15 protein-coding genes are annotated in these 17,675 nt (G+C 33.4%); 8 read left to right on the plus strand and 7 right to left on the minus strand.

The features are described from left to right. Positions 1-663 precede the first annotated feature (663 nt). The 3 genes from VKJ25_RS19480 to VKJ25_RS19490 all read right to left on the minus strand — a co-directional run bounded on the left by VKJ25_RS19480 (position 664) and on the right by VKJ25_RS19490 (position 3,928). Entirely contained in the window at positions 664-2,139 is a 1,476-nt protein-coding gene (locus VKJ25_RS19480) for a DUF4403 family protein (RefSeq protein WP_324238301.1), read from the minus strand. 555 nt (positions 2,140-2,694) lie between these two features. After that, positions 2,695-2,904 (minus strand): hypothetical protein, encoded by a 210-nt coding sequence (locus VKJ25_RS19485; RefSeq protein ID WP_324238302.1) that lies wholly within the window; start codon positions 2,902-2,904, stop codon positions 2,695-2,697. Further along, positions 2,888-3,928 (minus strand): glycoside hydrolase family 10-like protein, encoded by a 1,041-nt coding sequence (locus VKJ25_RS19490; RefSeq protein WP_324238303.1) that lies wholly within the window; start codon positions 3,926-3,928, stop codon positions 2,888-2,890. The genes VKJ25_RS19485 and VKJ25_RS19490 overlap by 17 nt, the downstream gene beginning before the upstream one ends. Before the next feature lie 450 nt (positions 3,929-4,378). Between VKJ25_RS19490 and VKJ25_RS19495 the strand changes: the two genes are divergently transcribed. Then, positions 4,379-5,098: a biliverdin-producing heme oxygenase gene (locus VKJ25_RS19495; protein ID WP_324238304.1), complete on the plus strand. Its 720-nt coding sequence runs from the start codon at positions 4,379-4,381 to the stop codon at positions 5,096-5,098. Between the two features lie 220 nt (positions 5,099-5,318). Next, a complete protein-coding gene (locus VKJ25_RS19500; protein ID WP_324238305.1) occupies positions 5,319-6,026 on the plus strand; it encodes a response regulator transcription factor in 708 nt (235 codons plus the stop codon). Here VKJ25_RS19500 and VKJ25_RS19505 read toward each other — a convergent pair. From VKJ25_RS19505 to VKJ25_RS19515, 3 genes are all read right to left on the minus strand, one after another. Further along, on the minus strand, positions 6,019-7,197 hold the full coding sequence (locus VKJ25_RS19505) for a glycosyltransferase (protein WP_324238306.1): 1,179 nt from the start codon (positions 7,195-7,197) through the stop codon (positions 6,019-6,021). The genes VKJ25_RS19500 and VKJ25_RS19505 overlap by 8 nt on opposite strands. Before the next feature lie 221 nt (positions 7,198-7,418). After that, the gene (locus VKJ25_RS19510; protein WP_324238307.1) at positions 7,419-8,753 is read right to left on the minus strand and encodes a glycosyltransferase family protein; all 1,335 of its coding nucleotides are present in this window, start codon (positions 8,751-8,753) and stop codon (positions 7,419-7,421) included. Positions 8,754-9,201: 448 nt separating this feature from the next. Continuing rightward, positions 9,202-9,396, minus strand: coding sequence for a heavy-metal-associated domain-containing protein (locus VKJ25_RS19515; protein ID WP_324238308.1), 195 nt, complete (start codon positions 9,394-9,396; stop codon positions 9,202-9,204). A gap of 551 nt (positions 9,397-9,947) precedes the next feature. On the opposite strand from VKJ25_RS19515, the gene VKJ25_RS19520 reads away from it, so the two are divergent. The 4 genes from VKJ25_RS19520 to VKJ25_RS19535 all read left to right on the plus strand — a co-directional run bounded on the left by VKJ25_RS19520 (position 9,948) and on the right by VKJ25_RS19535 (position 11,962). Next, positions 9,948-10,058 carry a DUF433 domain-containing protein gene (locus tag VKJ25_RS19520; protein ID WP_375340355.1) on the plus strand — a complete coding sequence of 37 codons (111 nt, stop codon included), beginning with the start codon at positions 9,948-9,950 and terminating at the stop codon, positions 10,056-10,058. A gap of 43 nt (positions 10,059-10,101) precedes the next feature. Beyond that, positions 10,102-10,170 carry a DUF5615 family PIN-like protein gene (locus VKJ25_RS19525; protein ID WP_324238313.1) on the plus strand — a complete coding sequence of 23 codons (69 nt, stop codon included), beginning with the start codon at positions 10,102-10,104 and terminating at the stop codon, positions 10,168-10,170. Between the two features lie 558 nt (positions 10,171-10,728). Then, positions 10,729-10,941 (plus strand): PIN domain-containing protein, encoded by a 213-nt coding sequence (locus VKJ25_RS19530; RefSeq protein ID WP_324238309.1) that lies wholly within the window; start codon positions 10,729-10,731, stop codon positions 10,939-10,941. Positions 10,942-11,632: 691 nt separating this feature from the next. Next, positions 11,633-11,962, plus strand: a complete 330-nt coding sequence (locus VKJ25_RS19535; RefSeq protein WP_324238314.1) for a type II toxin-antitoxin system PemK/MazF family toxin — start codon at positions 11,633-11,635, stop codon at positions 11,960-11,962. A 442-nt stretch (positions 11,963-12,404) separates the two neighbouring features. Here the strand turns inward: VKJ25_RS19535 and msrP are convergent, their stop codons facing one another. Then, positions 12,405-13,391 carry a protein-methionine-sulfoxide reductase catalytic subunit MsrP gene (gene msrP, locus VKJ25_RS19540; protein ID WP_324238310.1) on the minus strand — a complete coding sequence of 329 codons (987 nt, stop codon included), beginning with the start codon at positions 13,389-13,391 and terminating at the stop codon, positions 12,405-12,407. 1,236 nt (positions 13,392-14,627) lie between these two features. Here msrP and VKJ25_RS19545 point away from each other — a divergent pair. Beyond that, positions 14,628-16,700 carry a serine/threonine-protein kinase gene (locus VKJ25_RS19545; protein ID WP_324238311.1) on the plus strand — a complete coding sequence of 691 codons (2,073 nt, stop codon included), beginning with the start codon at positions 14,628-14,630 and terminating at the stop codon, positions 16,698-16,700. Positions 16,701-16,834: 134 nt separating this feature from the next. Continuing rightward, complete coding sequence (locus tag VKJ25_RS19550; protein ID WP_324238312.1) at positions 16,835-17,341, plus strand: pentapeptide repeat-containing protein; 507 nt, start codon at positions 16,835-16,837, stop codon at positions 17,339-17,341. The last annotated feature ends 334 nt before the right edge of the window (positions 17,342-17,675 follow it).

Genomic DNA, 17,675 nt, shown 5'->3' on the forward strand with positions numbered 1-17,675 from the left:
CTATTTCTCCAGAAGTAATAGTTAGAAATTTCCTCATCAACCTCCCAGTCGAGTGCTTCACGAAATGAAAAATCCTATCTCTCCAAAAGCAATAGTTAGAAATTTCCCACTAACCTCCCAGTTGGAGTGCTTCACGAAATGAAAAATCCTATTTCTCCAGAAGTAATAATTAGAAATTTCCTCATCAACCTCCCAGTCGAGTGCTTCACGAAATGAAAAATCTTATTTCTCCAGAAGTAATAATTAGAAATTTCCCCATCAACCTCCCAGTCGAGTGCTTCACGAAATGAAAAATCCTATTTCTCCAAAAGCAATAGTTAGAAATTTCCCCATCAACCTCCCAGTTGGAGTGCTTCAGAAAATGAAATTATCTACTTATTCAGAAGTAATAGTCAAAAATTCGACAACTATATCCCCTGAGTCAAAGTACGGAAGAAAGCAAAATACCATCAACAGACTATTTTTCCATAACCCAGGCTAAGTATATATGAGCACACCTTTTCCATTATTCTCACCATACCATATAAAGTGTTTCTTGTCAACTACTTTTTCTTAAAAACCATTATTAGGAGTAGGAAGTCAATTATCCAAACAATTAATTCAAGCCTTCTATGATTGATTTCCGCCCCAAAGTCCCCAAACTCCTCACACTCCCAACACCCTCTATTCCCTATCCTCCAAATTCAAAATAGCAGACATATTTCCATCAGCTAATAAAACCATAAAAATATCATTATTCGCGATAACAACCTTTTCAACTTCAATGTTTTTCACCTCAATATTTGCATCAATTTCTGAAGGCAATTTTATCTGCTGAATATACTTATTAGCCTCATTTTTAGCTCGAATTAATTCTTCATTTAAAGGAAAAGAAAGACGTTCCTCAACTTGCCGAAGTAGAACAGGTTTCAAAAGCGAATCTGCCGTTGATAATAAAGCATTTTTAGTATCAACATCATAATCCAGTTCAACAACTTTTAGATGATTAGAACCTTGATCGTAAAAAATATTACCCCAAAGATATAAAACTCCCTTTGCTCCCTGAAGCAAACTATCTTTATCAGTCTTAAAATCAACCTTAACCAAAATTTTTTCACCCAATGGCGATAAATCAATATCATTAACAATAACCTGCAAATTTTCATCAATAGAAAAAGACTTACCCCTGACTTCAGATTGAATAGTATTATTCAACTCATCAAGAGAAACTTGTACAGGTAAATTAATTAAAAACTTATCCATTATTTGTTTCTGAATAGTCAGATTAGGCAACGGCTTAAAATTAATAGAAGAAACTTCTTTACAAATACAAGTATCCACAAACATCTTAATTCCAATACCAGATTGAACATTTTTACCATCACTCAAATCAAACTCCTGAAAACTAACACTTTGCGGTTCAGTTTTAATCCAAATGGAAGGGTCTTTACTAACTTGTTCTGACAAATGCAAATTATTCCATTGTTTCGTTACTTCTGCTTTTAGATTTAACTCATTAACAAGTTCAGCAATTAATTTAGGCTTCTCTTTATTAATAACTATATCCACCTGTTTTTGGAGAATACGAGCAATATTAATAGTGCCAATATTTTTAATTGGTACTTCTGCCTTAGTCAAATTAGTCGATACATTTAGATTCGGTTTAATATTCCATTCATTATCTATTCCTAAAGAAATGTCGCCAAAAATTGTACCTACAATATTTGTCTGCGCACTAACTGGAATTTTAGTCAAACGTAAATCAATTTTACCTTTAACTTTAGCAGTTCCTGATACTGGAATTGAAAAAGTTATCAAATTATTTCGAGTACCAATACTTAAATTTTGGCGATTAATTTCGTAGGTAAGATTATCATTAGAGAGTAAATCTGTCAGGTCAGTTTCTGTACCCACAAATGTCAGAGGAATATTTAGATTTAAAGCTTTTTCAATATTAGCCAAAGGAATTTTTATAGGTAGATTTAATATACTTTCAGTTCGTTCAAATTGAAATGTATTTGTTGGTGTAAATTCCGGTACTTTCGGTTGAATATCTGTTTCCTTAAAATCCGCTCTTGAAGAAGAAAAAATAATAATAGTTAGCACAGATATAATTAAAATTAAAAATTTGATGATTCCTGGAATAGAGAATATTTTCATTAACTTTATTTACTTCAAATTGAAATTATGAACTTATGCTTAAATTTAGGGTATAGAGTGAGATATCTAGATGTTTATAACAATGAGCGCTCGAATATTTATATACTATAGCAATCCTAAATAGATAGCAATCCTAAAGAGGCTTTAACAAACCAAAAATTATAAATATATTCTGAAACTTTTACCCATTCCTGATTGGCTATTCTCGAAAAGTAGCAAGATTTTTGACTAAAATTCAATAGGATTGCTATATAGCATTTTTACATGAGATATAAATCTAGATTAAGGTTTGATTTAATAAAAAATACTGTCTTGAGTAGCTAAAAATATTTGTTAAAAACTATTATTTAATACTATTTTTTCTTCTTTATTGTTCTCTGTTCCTTGTTGCCTTTTTTAGAGAACTCGGTTTCCGCGTTTAAAATGAAAATGCTATACTATATTTTCAGTATTTGAAACTCAAAAAGCTCGTGTTTTGAGGAGACAATATTTAATAAGCTGTTAAGCATTTAAACAGCATATTTATTATATCCCAAGTCAAGAATAAAACTTTTATCACTTCTCACCTATGATATCATTTGTGTAAAAGTTGGAGAAATATCTACCGCCATACATATAAGGTTTTTTTCTTCTCTTAAAGCTTCTTCCTCCTTCCTCCTTCCTTCTTCCTCCTTCCTCCTTCCTCCTTCCTCCTTCCTCCTTCCTCCTTCCTTCTTCCTCCTTCCTCCTTCCTCCTTCCTCCTCTTCTCTATTTAAAATAAACATATTTTCTCAAAACTTTAGCCAACGCATCATCATTCTCCCGCAAACCTTCATAAAAAAATAAAACCTCTCCCTGAATACCTAAAAAACGATTATAAGCGATCGCTGCCAACAAATAATCCTCACTAATCCGATATGAACCAACTTTAATTAAAATTCCTGGAAATACCTTACTCAAATGGTTTCCAGTTAACTGCTGTTTCGCTAACTGTTGCGCAATAGTTTTGTAACTACAAAAATCGCGACGATAAAGTTGAGGATGAATAATATCAACAATTTTTCGCTGCATCCAAGTCGGATAGTCTTGCAGATATTCATTGAAACCCCACTTATAAAAACTAGGTGTCATCGAAACCAAAACATTAGGTTTCACTGCTTTTACTTCTCGATATAAACGAGCCAAAAAATTTGTTAAAATATCAGCTCGCCATTGCAACCATTTCTGATGTTTATGATTTTGGGGAGGATGACAAGAAAACTGCTGACGATAACGCGCTATCGTTTTCCCATCATAACCACCTTCTGAAGGAAATGCTGGCATTCTGTCATCTCCCTGAATACCATCAACATCATAATTTTTTACAACTTCCAAAACCAGAGCCAGCAAAAAATTCTGTACTTCCTCATCCAAAGCATTCATCCATGCAAAGCCATTTTTCACCAATAAACTTCCTTTGCGGTCAGTCGCTCTCCATTCTGGTTTTTTACTCAACAGGAATCCACCATTTTGTTTGTAGGCACTAACAAACCCATATTCAAACCAAGGAATAACCTTCAAACCTACTCCCTTTGCTGCCGTGATGACTTCTCCCAGAGGATCGCGACCTTCGTATACAGGGTTGATCTCTCGACCAAAAGTTGTTGCCATCAGTTGACTGGGGTAGAGAGTAAATCCTCTATTCCAAACCACAGGAAATACAACATTAAACCCCGTTTCTATCAGAAAACCCATTGCTTCAATAATTTTTTCTCTAGAATGAAAAACTTGACTATCAACATTTGTTAACCAGATACCGCGCAATTTCATAATTATTTAAAGACTATTAATTATTTGATTTTGCTGTTAATTAAAGTAACAGTAATTAATACAAAAATTGACATTTAATTAGACTTTGCTGATTAAATCATTAAACACTATTCAATCAATATTTTAGCCTTTTTAGGTTGGGAAAAAGTACCATATTTTTGACCCTTAAGACTACTCAAATTAGTATTTAGGCAAGATAGAAGCATAAAAGTAAAGGGATAATTTTTCTGATTGATCCGGAACCGTGTATATCCTTTATAATTACTTCAATTTATCCACTTCCTACTCCCTACTCCCTACTTCCTACTCCCTGGCTTTTACCTTAATTATTCTTAATGTAAATTCTCATCCATTCATTTTAAACTATATAAATGGCCAGTTAATTTTTCAATTTCTGTATAAATTGATTCGGCCAAAAGTATAGTTTAGTATTAGTAAAGGAAATTTAACATGAGTGTAAACCTAGCAACTCAATTGCGTGAAGGAACCAAAAAAGCTCATACCGCGGCAGAAAATGTAGGTTTTATCAAGTGTTTTTTAAAAGGAACTGTAGAAAAAACTTCCTATCGGACTTTAGTTAAGAATCTTTACTTTGTTTATTCTGCAATAGAAGAAGAGATGGAACGCCACCAGAAACATCCAATCATTTCCCAAATTTACTTTAAAGAACTAAATCGTAAGCAAAGCTTAGAGAAAGATTTACAGTTTTATTATGGTAAAAATTGGCAAGAGCAAGTAGCTCCTTCTGCCGCAGGTGAAGCTTATGTAAAGAGAATTAAGGAAATTTCTGAAACAGAACCAGAATTATTAGTAGCTCATTCCTATACTCGTTACTTAGGAGATTTATCTGGTGGCCAAATCCTCAAGAAAATTGCTCAAAGAGGCATGAATCTAACTGAAGGAGAAGGTACTGCTTTCTATGAATTTGCAGAAATTTCTGATGAGAAAGAATTCAAAAATAACTTTCGTCAGGCCATGAATGATTTACCCATCGATCAGGCAACAGCAGATAGAATTGTAGAAGAAGCAAATGCTGCTTTTGGCATGAACATGAAAATGTTTTATGAATTAGAAGGTAATTTGATTAAGGCAATTGGTATTTTACTATTTAATACTCTAACTAGAAAGCGTGCTGTTGGTAGTACAGAATTGGCTACTGCTGCTGAATAAATAATGTGGTAGTTCTGTATAGTCAGGACTTACGCACGCGCGACCAAGAAACTGGGTTGATTGCTGTGATATTGTTGTTTAAACCACGAAATTTCGGCCAAGAAACCCGGTTTCTGCCTTGAATTATCAAAAATCCCTTGCTATAATAGTATGTTCTGTGATAATTGTCCTACCAGTTAAACTGATAGAGTAATGATAAGAAAAATAGGATAATTTTAATATGACAACTATTAAAATTCTTGTAGTTGATGATGATCCAGCAATTAGAAACTTAGTTTATCGTTATTTAAGTCAACAAAACTATGAAGTAAAGTCTGCACAAGACGGTCAGACAGCTTTAAATTTATTTAAGGAATTTCAACCAGATTTAGTTGTATTAGATATTAATCTACCTGACACTACTGGGTTTAAACTTTGCCAGGAAATGCAAAGTTATAATGATGTGTTTGTACTGATGTTGACCAGTTTAGGGGACGAAGCAGATAAAGTCAAAGGTTTTGGCTTAGGTGCTGACGATTATATCACAAAACCATTTGGTATAGAAGAACTTGGTGCCCGTATTAGAGCAATCTTAAAGCGTCAAAAACTACCTTCTCAAAAAAAATCCGATCAACTCATATTCGGAGACTTAGTGATAGATTGTATTACTAGAGAAGTGAAATTTAAGAATAAAATTATTCCTCTAACTCATATACAATTTAGTATATTGTCTTGTATGGCTGCTAGACCTGGCTATGCTTGGAAACGCTCGGAACTATTTGATGAAGTATGGGATGGTGAGGGGGATAGAAGTCCAAAGTGTTCTGATGTACACGTTGGTCAGATTCGCAAAAAGCTGAAAGAATCTGGCTGTGATTTTGAGTACATTACCACTGTTTGGAAAGTAGGTTATAAGTTTGAAACTCCAGCAGGAAATGATTCTATTTAATTTTCCCAGGTAAAACTTGTTGATAAACCTTTGCCCAATTTTCTTTTTCCACAGCAGGAGCAAGTTGTTCTAGAACTTTTTTCCTAGCAGATTTTCCTAAATCTTGTCGTAACTGGGGCGATCGCTGTAACTGACGCAAAGCTACAACTAATTCTTCACTAGAACCAGGGTTTACTACTAAACCATCAACACCATCTATCAAAATTTCACCAATAGCATCAACATTCGCTCCTACTATAGCTCGACTAGCTAACATTGCTTCTAATAGAGCATTAGGACAACCATCATTCAAAGAAGGAATCATAAAAACATCCATGTAAGGCAAATATTTGATCGCCTCAGTACGACTTAACATTCCTGTGACAATTATACGGTCATTAATTCTACTATTCTGAAGTTCTGTGTGCCAATATTCCTGTTCTCCTGTTACAAAATCACCTACTAATAATAATGTTAATTCAACATTTTCTGCGGTAAGTTGAGAGCAAGCATCTAATACATATTCTAAACCTTTTTTATTCCGGAATCTACCTACAGAACCAACAACCATTCCCCGGCAATTTTTTACCAGTTCTGGAGTAGCAAAATTATCGAAATCTACTGGTCGAATAGAGTTCCCAAAAACTGATGATTTTGCTTCTAAATTAGGTACTAACATTCTAGCTCGTTTGCATAAATCTTGACTAACAAAAGTTAACCAAGATGCTTTTTCTAAAGTCCAACATAATTGAGCGTGTTGTTGGGGATCAAAAATATGTTTATGGAGGTCACTACCACGAATACTATTAATTACAGGTAGGTCATTTTCCAGAGCTAATAATGTTGTTAAAAAACCAGTTTCTTTAATAAAAAAAGAATGAAGTAAATCAAACTTAAAATGTTGATGGAGCTGTTGGAGTTGAAAATATATTTCACTCCGAAAATCCATAATTGTGTATGATTTTATTTGACGAATTGCTGCTTTTAAACGATGTATTAAAATGCCGTCTTTTTCTTTTGTTTTACAATCAGAACGTTGGAGAGTTTTTAGATTTTTTGGGAAATAAAAAACAGCTACATGAACTTCATAATTTAACTCTAATAACATTCGAGAAATGCGGTATACTGATTCACCTACCCCACCAATATCAGGTGGAAATTCTAAAGTAGTTAAACAAACTTTCTTTTTCATAATTAAAGGAAGAAGGAAGAAGGAAGAGAAAAGTTCAAAGGGAAAAGGTTTTTTTGTTCGCGGAGCGCGAAACGGAGTTCTATCAATGATTATCAGGATATGATATAATATCAAACCCAGTAGTATCGGTAAAATTCCTTCTCCGTAGGGGTTTGGTCTCCAATTTTTCGGGAACCGTACCCTCTAGAAAATAGGAGTTTTCACTCTTTTGTGATATCCCATCAAGAACTACTAAATGAAGTGCATTCTTTTTTGAAAGTGGTATAAGAAGTTAACCCCCCCCGCTCCTCCCCAAAAAAATCCTTAACTAAACTGTATTTATCTATAGACTTATCTATTTTTATTCCTCCTTCTTCCTTTTTGATTCTGCCTTCTTTTTTATGCAATAACTTGTCAATCAAATCAACAATTCGAGGTAGTGCATCTAAGTCTAAGTTAAATAATTTAGATTGATTTTTATCAGCATTGCTTAGTTGTTTTACAACTGCTGAAATCAAATTTTTTGGATTTAATAAATCTGGATGAATAGTTTTAATTAAACCTAATTTATCCATAAATTCAGCACGAATTAACTGCTCTTTAACTGGCTTAACTCTTGGTACAATAACTGCTGGTTTTTCTAAAGATAAAATTTCACAAATTGTATTATATCCACCCATAGAAACAATAGCATCAGCAGCATTAATATAACTTGTTAACTCATCAGTAAATTCAATGAATTTCAGATGAGAATACTGTTTTGCTTTTCTATAAAGTGCTTGTTGTTTTTCCTGTGTCATTTCCGGACCAAAAGTAATTAAACTCCTAATTTTATACTCTTTTGGTAAATGATTTAATCCAGAAATATAATTATCAATTAAATGATAACCATCAGCACCACCCCCTGGAGTTACTAACACAAACTGTTCCTCAGAATTAAGATTTAATTCTTGTCGTATTTCCTGCCTATTTTTTCCTTCAGCTCTACGACGAATATAGCCACAATGTTTGACTTTTCCTGAAATTGTAGGCGGAAATTTATATTCTTTAATAATGTCAAATATTTCCTGCATACCCACTACCCAAACTTGGTCATAAAACAGTTCAATTCCTTCATAATATCCCTTAGTTTTCCATTCTGGGATTATTTTTTCAGGAGAATCAAGTATATCTCTAAGTAATAGCACCACTTTAGAAGAATAATCATAAATTTTAATTTGCTCCAAAGTATCTCTCAATTCTTCTTGCAAACCAAAAGGTTTTTTATCTACTAAAATAATATCTGGTTTGAAATTTATTGCTGTCACCTTAATTAAATCAGAACGCAGTTTAAGCATTTCTTCTTTTTCCATTTCCAGATATTTAACAGCAAGTTCCCCAAGTTCATTTCTAGCAATACATGGAAGTTTAATATAATCAAGTCCTTTTGGCATCCGAAAACAATGTACCACTGGGGAACTACATACAAGCAATATTGATAATTTAGGAATTTCTTCTAGTAAATATTGGCAAATAGTTAGCATTCTGCTTATGTTTCCTAAACCATAAGTATCATGGGAATAAACCATTATTTTCATTGATACTTACCTCATTTTTGTGTTGAAGGTTGAATGCTTTTTTCCAATTGTGACTTGATTTTATAAACATAACAATATTACTGGAAATAATATAATAGCCAACAAGGAGAAAAGTTCCATACAACCTCCCACAAAAATACTTTTTGACCACAGCACTTATCCAACGATGCTCATTGTATAGCACTACGCATTTAGGATATTTATAAATACTAAAACTTAGTCAGGAATTACTTCTGAGTTTAGCTATACTGACAATTCTCTCCCAACTTTTGCCAAAAATCTCATAAAATATTTTGGGGGTATATCCAAGCTAAGTCCCCCAGGTTATTTGTTTACAGGACTTACCCAAAGGTACTATATATACGGTGCCTTACTAAGTACGCTAACGCACCCTACCAATAGCTTTCATGCGTAAGTCCTATGTTTATTTAGTTAAAGAAAAATTTTTCTATTCAACAGTATGTCCAGCAGCAGTAATTACCTGCTTCATGGACTCTTCAGATGCTTTGGTTTCTACGGTAACTATCTTTTGCTCCATATCTACTTGGACATCAGCCCCAGAATCCTGATTTTTGATTGCTTTAGTAATAGTATCTGCACATCCATCGCAGACAATAGATGGAACTTTTAATTGCATTGCCATATTAAAAATTAGTAAGCTTATAACAACATTTTTAATGAGTATAACAGGATTTAGCACTTTCTGATATAAGAATTAAGAATTAGATAAAATGTGGATAATTACTATATCCAAGTCATTTTCTTCTAACTCTTAACTACTCCCTACTCCCTACAAAGGGCAAAAAGACTTTTTTATTAATTAGAATCCCTGATGATATTTCAGGGAAACAATTACTCGAAAGAAAAATTATTAGGAACAGGTATAAATAAAGAGTGAATATTTAAACGATGACAAATATCGGTAGAGTGATAGATGAAATTTATAATTTAGGGTTAACAAATTTATTTATAGAAGAGGATGGATAAATGAACTTGAATTTGATAGTTTCTTAAATAGAGCGATCGCCCCAATCAAATTAAAAGTCTGTCAAGAGGAAATTAAATAGTTTAGAAAATCCTGGAATTTGTGTAAGATAAAATTATTCTAATCTATCAAGGAAATATGTCATTTCAGAAGCAAATATTATTACTATATAACCAGGAAAACCCAGTGGAAAACCCTGTATGAGAGGTATGAGAATAACTGTTGATGACCTACTTTCTTATCTAGCCACTGGAATGACTTATGAAGAATTATTAAAAGATTTTCCCTATTTAAAAAACAGGATATTTTGGCTTGTCTAAACTATACTTCTGAACGAGAAAAACAAACTTTAATAGTAACTAAATGAAACTTTTATTCGATCATAATTTATCCCCTCGTTTAGTTTCCCATTTAGCTGATATTTATCCATAGTCTAGTCATCTTTCAAGGGGATGAAAAAAAATTCAATTTAGTATTTTAAGCATAGGAAGTCAGCTAGAGATACTATTAACTGTTAGCGCAGCTCCGACCCAGGAGGGTAACTGACAAGTGAAATGACCTTCTCGGTATGATGATATTGTAGCCTTGAGTCAAGATGTCAGTAATTCAGTTTTAGTTCTATATTAAAAGAGAAAGTAAAGAAGTAAAAATGTCATTAAATTCAATATAAACTACAATTCTTGAAACTGCCAACGATTAAAATATCCTAGAATTTTTGTATCATAAAATTATCCTAGTCAAAAATAAACTATGATGGAAACTCAAATTAATTTAACCCCACAAAACCAACAAGCTCTGATAGAAATTTGTCAGATTACAGGCAAATCTAAACAATAATTAATTACGTCTACTATTCAAGACCTAATTAAAAATTACCAACATAAAAAAACCCTTAGATTTAATGCAGCAAGCAAAAAGAATATGGCAAGATCGAGAAGATATTCCTAACTTAGAATAATTCAGAAAAGAATTTAATCGTGAGTGGGAAAAATGAACCAAAAATTATTAATAGATACAGATGTTTTAATTGACTATTTGCGTTCCAACTCACAAGCTGTAAACTTTCTAGAAAGTCTTACCCAATTACTATTCATTTCTAGTATGACTGTCGCTGAACTTTATACAGGAGTGCGCGAAGAAAAAGTAAAGAACCTCTTTAGTTCTATATTAAAAGAGAAAGTCAGGAAGTCAAAATGTCATTAAATTTAACAGAAACTACAATCTTTGAAGCTGCCAACTATTAGAAAATCCTGGAATTTTTGTATAATAAAATTATCCTAATCAAAAATAAATTGTGATGGAAACTAAAATTAATTTAACCCAACAAAATCAACAATATCTGATAGAAATTTGTCACATTACAGGCAAATCTCAACAAGAATTAATTACGTCTCTTCAGCTAAAGGGAGAGTGACTGCTCGACTTTGACAATTTAACTGTCCAAAAAGAATAGAAGAACATCAATTATTAATTGAAAAAGATGAGATGCTAACTCTTGAGCAACAGAACATCTAGAACTATGCAATTATAAAATCTGCGGTTATTCAGATGAATTTGTGTAAAATAAAATTATCCTAATCCTGAATTAAAAATGAGAGAGGCAAAATGTCATTAAATTCAACAGAATCCAAAATCCTGGAAACAGCCAAATAAAAGTTAGTAAATCTTTCTCCAGAACAACTACAAATAGCCCTATATTTCTTGACTTACCTCCAAGAAAAAGATTAAACAGATTCCCGTTATTTAATAAAATTACCATTAGAAAAAAGACGAGAAATTTTAGCAAAGCAAGCCGAAAAAATGTTATAATATTATCAGCAAGACAGAGAATGACAAGAATTAGAAACCTGGGATGAATTAGATCAGCAATAATAATTTACCCAAATGGGGAGAAATTTGGTTAACAAATTTTGACCCAACAGTTGGAGCAGAAACTAAAAAAATTCGTCCGACTATTATTATTAGTTCTGATGGTATTGACAGATTACCAATTAAATTAATTGCACCGATAACTGATTGGAAAAATTCTTTGGAAAATGATAGTTGGCATATTAAAATAGAACCAAATTTAGCAAATAATCTAACCAAGGTTTCTACTGTCGATATATTGCAAATCAGAGGAATAGATTTGCAAAAATTAGTCAAAAAAATTGATATTTGTTCAGGTAAAATTATGAAGAAAATATCGATAGGTATTGCTTTATTGGTAGAATATGATAGTTAAATTTTACCTAAGATATTTCTAGTATTTTGTAGGTTGGGTTTACCTGAAGGAAACCCAACAATCAGCTTCTATCTCTAGCAGAAAGTTTTGACCTAAAATCAAAAGTATTAGGAAAAAGAAGCGATCGCCTTTTTCACAGAATAATTATAGTATAGAGTTTTAGACTCTCCTGGTTTCGCAACAGAACATTAACTCTCAATTAATTATAACTAAAAACAGAATTGAAATATCGCCCCCTTTGGCAGAATTTAACAGAAGTAATAGAAAAACCAGATGTTAACTCTTGAGCAACACAAAATCCAAAACTATGCAATTATAAAATCTCCAGTTATGGGAATGAAGAAGATAAATTTTATGAACAAATTATCTTGCCTCAATCCCTATCTGCTGAGTTAGTTAGCAACTCAATATTCCTTGCGTAAATCCTATTTTTTATTCAACTTCAACTATAAAGATTAGCAACATATTCTCCATAACCATTGTAAAGTAAAGTCGGGCGTTTTTCCCAAGACCAATTATTACCTTCAGCAACAATTCTTTCAGTTGCTTGTGACCATCGAGGATGAGGAACTTCAGGATTAACATTAGCTTCAAAACCATATTCATTAGGTATCAAAGTATTCCAAAAAGTTGCAGGTCTTTTCTCTACAAACTCAATTTTTACTATTGATTTTGCACCCTTAAAACCATACTTCCAAGGAATAACCTGTCTTAGAGGCGCACCATTTTGTTTTGGCAATAATTTACCATACATTCCCATCGCAAAAAAAGCTAATTCATTAGCCATTTCATCTATTCTTAAACCTTCTGTATAAGGCCAAGGATAACCATTCGCCCAAAAACCAGGACCTTTAGTAATTTTAGGGTCATAAAAAGATGTAAAACGAACATATTTAGCTTTAGATGTTGGTTCTACATCTGCCATTAATAACTTCATGGGAAAACCAAGCCAAGGTACTACCATCGCCCATGCTTCAACACAACGAAACCGATATACTCTTTCCTCTAAAGGAAACTTTTTTTGTAGTTCATCTATGTCATAAATACGAGAATTTTTCACCAAACCTGTAACTTCAACTTGCCAATTTTCAGTTGGTAAAGCTTGAGCATTTTCCCAAATAGATTTAGTACCGCCAAACTCATAGAAATTGTTATATTTTGTGGCTAGTATTTCATCAGTTATTGGCCGGTCAACTTGAGCAAAATTAGGATTAGGTGTAAATTTATCAATAGTTGGTAAAGTTACTGCATTAGAAATTAAAGATGTTTTTGAATCCTGAGCACAACTGGTCAGAGAAGATAAAGCAGTAGCACTCAAACCAGCACCAATTAAATTTTTCATAAACCGACGGCGGTTTAAATAAACGTTTTCTGAAGTAATTTCTCTTTCAGGAATTTCCCAAAATTTTTTGATTCGGATTAGTAGCATAATTAATTGTTATTATAAAGTCAACATTTAGCTATCAGCTATTGTTTTTGGTATTAGATTTAAAGCCTTCCTTTAATACTATACTTTATAAACATCTCTACTTGACATAAAATTTGATAATAGATATTTTTAAAAGCAGAATTTTATTGTTGAATGCGCAGTTACAACCCAGAAAGCTAGCTGAGGTGCTAATAGCTGAATGCTTAGATTATAAAGTTAAACTGGAATATCAAAAAATGATCTATTTTTTACCGACATAATTAAACAATTAAATAATTCGCGCTTTGAAGCCTCCCCTTGGATAGGGAAAAAAAATAAATCTTTTCCTTAAGCGCCAATCCTCTCACTTTTAGGGAGAGGTAATTATCCATTATCCATTATTAATTAATGACCTAGTTTACAATAAAATAGAAATTTTTTACTGTCAGTAAAGGTAAGCATTTAGTCGTCAGTAATCAGCAAATATTCTAGGTCAGATGGGAGAAAAAGTTTTATTTATATTCTTTAATAAAAGAATATGCAAAATTTAATCTTACTACAAAAGTTCAAAAATTGGCTTGATCTTCGTCAAAGATGAGGTTTTATTACTAAAAAAAATCTGGTTCAAAGCCTTCCCTTTTAAGAGGATGAAAAAGCGGTCGTTTCGGCGCTTGAGCCGACATGAAAAGTGGAGCTTCCCGGAGGGTGAAATGGATAGATTCCCTAACCATATCCAATCGACCAAGAGAAATATTTAACTTCAGTATTTCAAGCCTCCAAGTTTAGTCAGAAGTTCACTCTCTACTGATAATTGATAACTGAAATAACTGTTTGCGCAACATTCCGCAGGAAATGCTTAAAAATTTTCAAAATACATAAAAAACCATAAAATTCCTATCCCTGTTCTCTGTCACCTAATTTTTATAATTTTTATTCACAACCACAATCTAACTCTTGATTTAATTATTACTCTGCTGATTAAATTTTAAACTCTCTATAAATAACAGTAAGTGCCTTTTTAGGTCAGAAAAAACTATCTGGTTTTCAGCTTTTAATGCAAGGTTCCCGAAAAATCAACAAGTTACCATTTTAGGCACATCTTTGGGCAAAAAAAATTACTCCCCTACTCCTCTACTCCTCTACTCCTAAAAAAAGACTTTTTCAGTAAACCTTAATCAACAATTTCATAACAAATATTTGTACTTAAAATCTAAAAAACATTATCATAGAAAAAAATATGCTAATTGATTGCTGATTATGAATCATCGCATCAATCCTCACAACCAAAATCCAGAAGATAATGGCAAGCAAATTGTCAATCAAAATGAGACAATAGGGAATCATATCAATTGTCCACCTATACTCAAAGAACGCTACCAGACCATCAAACCTTTAGGTGAAAGTGTCTGGAGCCATACATTTCTTGCCATTGACCAAGACAAACCTTCTAAACCACCTTGTATTATTAAAGAGTTTGTTAGCTTAGACGACAGAAAAGATCTAATTTTTCAGGGTCAAGAAACTATGCCCATATTTAGCTGTGACCCAGTACAGCTAGATAAAATAGGTAAACATCCCCAAATTCCAGAGCTATTAGCATCTATAGAACATGATGGCCATCGTTATTTAGTCCAAGAATATATTGAAGGCCGGAATTTGGCCACAGAACTCATAGAAAATGGTGTCTTTCGGGAAAATAGAATTTGGCAAATATTGAATCAGTTATTGCCTGTACTAGAATTTATCCATGACCATCACCTGATTCATGGAGATATTAAACCAGAAAATATTATTTCTCGGACAAAACCAGGCACAACTATTCCAGAATTTGTATTAGTTGATTTTGGTGTCACCATTTCTGCTCATGGAGACTTGTTATCAATAGGTAGTATCAATGGTTCTGCTGAATATGCTGCCCCTGAACAAACACAAGGGAAAGTCTACCCCAAGAGCGACATATATAGTTTAGGTACAACTTGTCTGCATCTATTAACAATGGTTTCACCATTTGAACTATTTGATATCAAAGCAGATAAGTGGGTGTGGCGAGACTATTTAAAATATCCTATCAGTCGTCACCTTGGTCGCATCCTAGATAAAATGGTACAACGAGACCATCGTCAACGGTATCAGTCGGCAGCAGAAATTATTAAAGATATCAAACAAGGACCCACACCAGTGGATGTTATCCTGGAGAAAAACAAGTGGAATGTAACAGTTTGGGGAACAGCAGCGATCGCTCTATTATCATTAGTGATTAGTTCTCGTACACTACCTCCCAGAGAGCAGCCATCATTTTCTTCATCCTCTGAAAATATTACTCTCCCTAAATTAAAATCAGATTCATATCAACCTAAAAGAGATGAATACACAACTAAACTCCCCCAACTACCACCATCAACAGGAATACTAGACCAACTTTCCCCACTAGAGACTTTAGCCACAACTTCAGGTCCAGTTTGGTCGATAGCAACCAGTCCTGATGGTCGTATTGTTGCCAGTGGCAGTACAAATGGGAACATTCAACTGTTACATCTCAAAAGTGGCAACAACTTAGGTACATTATCAGGACATGATGGACCTATATGGTCTGTTGCGATTACCCCAGACAGTCGCACTGTAGTGAGTGGTAGCAGTGATAGTACAATCAAAATTTGGGATATTTACACTGGTAGATTAAAAAATACCTTGTATGGTCATCTGAAAGATGTTTTCTCTATAGCAGTTAGTCCTGATGGCAATACGATCGCTAGTGTCAGTAAAGATAAAACTATTAAAATTTGGGATATTAATACTGGCTTACTATTGTATAGTCTTGATGGGCATTCAGATGAAGTGCAGTCTGTTGTTTTCAGTCCTGATGGTCGCACGTTAGCTACTGGTAGTAATGATGGTACTGTCAAAATATGGAATTGGCATTATGGTAAACTATTACGGACATTTAAGGCTCATAGTGAACCTGTATGGTCTGTTGCTATTAGTCCTGATGGTAAGACTTTAGCAAGTGGTAGTTGGGATAATACGATCAAACTTTGGGATTTAGATACTTATAGTCGCCGACAGATAGTTAGGCGTCCTGAACATACATTAAGAGGTCATGGAGAAAAAGTGCAATCTCTAGAGTTTAGCCCTGATGGTAACACCTTGGCAAGTGGAGATTTTGGAGGTACGATTAAACTCTGGCAAATTGATACAGGTGATTTAATAGGAACTCTTAAAGGACATTCTGCTTGGGTGAATTTAACTTTTGATCCTCAAGGTCAAACTTTAATTAGTGGCAGTTTTGATGACACTATCAAGCTGTGGCGCTTTTCTCCTTGGATGTTCTAAAAATCACTGGTTAAAGATTCAGAGCTGACCCCTGTAACACACCCTTCAAGGCTGTAACAACCTGGAAGGTTGTGTCACCACTCATTACTACTAAGAAAGTTTTTTTAATCAAAATCTTATTCATAAATAATCCAATGAAACTAAAAATATTAATCACAACTTTGTTAGTTTCAGTAGCTTTTACCACTCCTGTAGTCGCATACACAAAGGAACATTTAAGAACTTTGAAACGCTCAAAAAAATGTCTTTACTGTAACCTTTCTAACGCAAATTTTAGTAATAAATCTCAGAAGTATCAAAAAATAAACGTAACTGGTTCGATATTACATAATGCTGACTTCTCTAATACAAATCTTAAACAAGCCAATTTTACTAATACAGATTTAACCGGAGCCAAATTTGATAGTGCTAACTTACAAAAAGCTAACTTAGAGAGGTCTATTCTCAAATCAACTAATTTTTGGGGAGCAAATCTACAAAAGGCTAATTTACGGGGTGCTGATTTAACCAATGCTGTTTTATGGGATGCTGATTTAAGAGGGGCAGATTTACAGGACAGTAACATTAGTAATGCCAGTTTTATTGATGCCAAATTAGAAGGTGCAATTTTGCCTGATGGTACTATATATACAAATAATTAGGGCTTGCTGAAAAAGTCTGAGTGGCAGGGGTAGAAGCCAGAATCCAGCAATCCAGCAATCCGTATGGGAATGAGAATCATAGAAGAAGTAGTCAGAAGAATCATCAGAGTGATTTTCTACCCTTATGTTCCCGAAAATCCTAGAATGCTTGATTTTTCGGGAACCGTACCATTACCACCTAAAAGCTGGTACTTTATTAGTACCTGAAAAGGGCTTTGTTGCATGAATGTTGCGATCGCAACTTCTCTTCTGGGAAGAAGTTAATTGGTGAATTAGAATTCTACTTTGTAACTTTCTGGCTGACAATTCTGTATCATACGATTAAGTATGGCAC

This window comes from Okeania sp. (assembly GCF_035285525.1).
Taxonomy (GTDB): domain Bacteria; phylum Cyanobacteriota; class Cyanobacteriia; order Cyanobacteriales; family Microcoleaceae; genus Trichodesmium.

Coding starts and splice junctions, on each gene's coding strand:
- VKJ25_RS19480 (WP_324238301.1), bottom strand. CDS start 2,139: ATGAAAATATTCTCTATTCCAGGAATCATCAAATTTTTAATTTTAATT.
- VKJ25_RS19485 (WP_324238302.1), bottom strand. CDS start 2,904: ATGTTTATTTTAAATAGAGAAGAGGAGGAAGGAGGAAGGAGGAAGGAG.
- VKJ25_RS19490 (WP_324238303.1), bottom strand. CDS start 3,928: ATGAAATTGCGCGGTATCTGGTTAACAAATGTTGATAGTCAAGTTTTT.
- VKJ25_RS19495 (WP_324238304.1), top strand. CDS start 4,379: ATGAGTGTAAACCTAGCAACTCAATTGCGTGAAGGAACCAAAAAAGCT.
- VKJ25_RS19500 (WP_324238305.1), top strand. CDS start 5,319: ATGACAACTATTAAAATTCTTGTAGTTGATGATGATCCAGCAATTAGA.
- VKJ25_RS19505 (WP_324238306.1), bottom strand. CDS start 7,197: ATGAAAAAGAAAGTTTGTTTAACTACTTTAGAATTTCCACCTGATATT.
- VKJ25_RS19510 (WP_324238307.1), bottom strand. CDS start 8,753: ATGAAAATAATGGTTTATTCCCATGATACTTATGGTTTAGGAAACATA.
- VKJ25_RS19515 (WP_324238308.1), bottom strand. CDS start 9,396: ATGGCAATGCAATTAAAAGTTCCATCTATTGTCTGCGATGGATGTGCA.
- VKJ25_RS19520 (WP_375340355.1), top strand. CDS start 9,948: ATGAGAATAACTGTTGATGACCTACTTTCTTATCTAGCCACTGGAATG.
- VKJ25_RS19530 (WP_324238309.1), top strand. CDS start 10,729: ATGAACCAAAAATTATTAATAGATACAGATGTTTTAATTGACTATTTG.
- msrP (WP_324238310.1), bottom strand. CDS start 13,391: ATGCTACTAATCCGAATCAAAAAATTTTGGGAAATTCCTGAAAGAGAA.
- VKJ25_RS19545 (WP_324238311.1), top strand. CDS start 14,628: ATGAATCATCGCATCAATCCTCACAACCAAAATCCAGAAGATAATGGC.
- VKJ25_RS19550 (WP_324238312.1), top strand. CDS start 16,835: ATGAAACTAAAAATATTAATCACAACTTTGTTAGTTTCAGTAGCTTTT.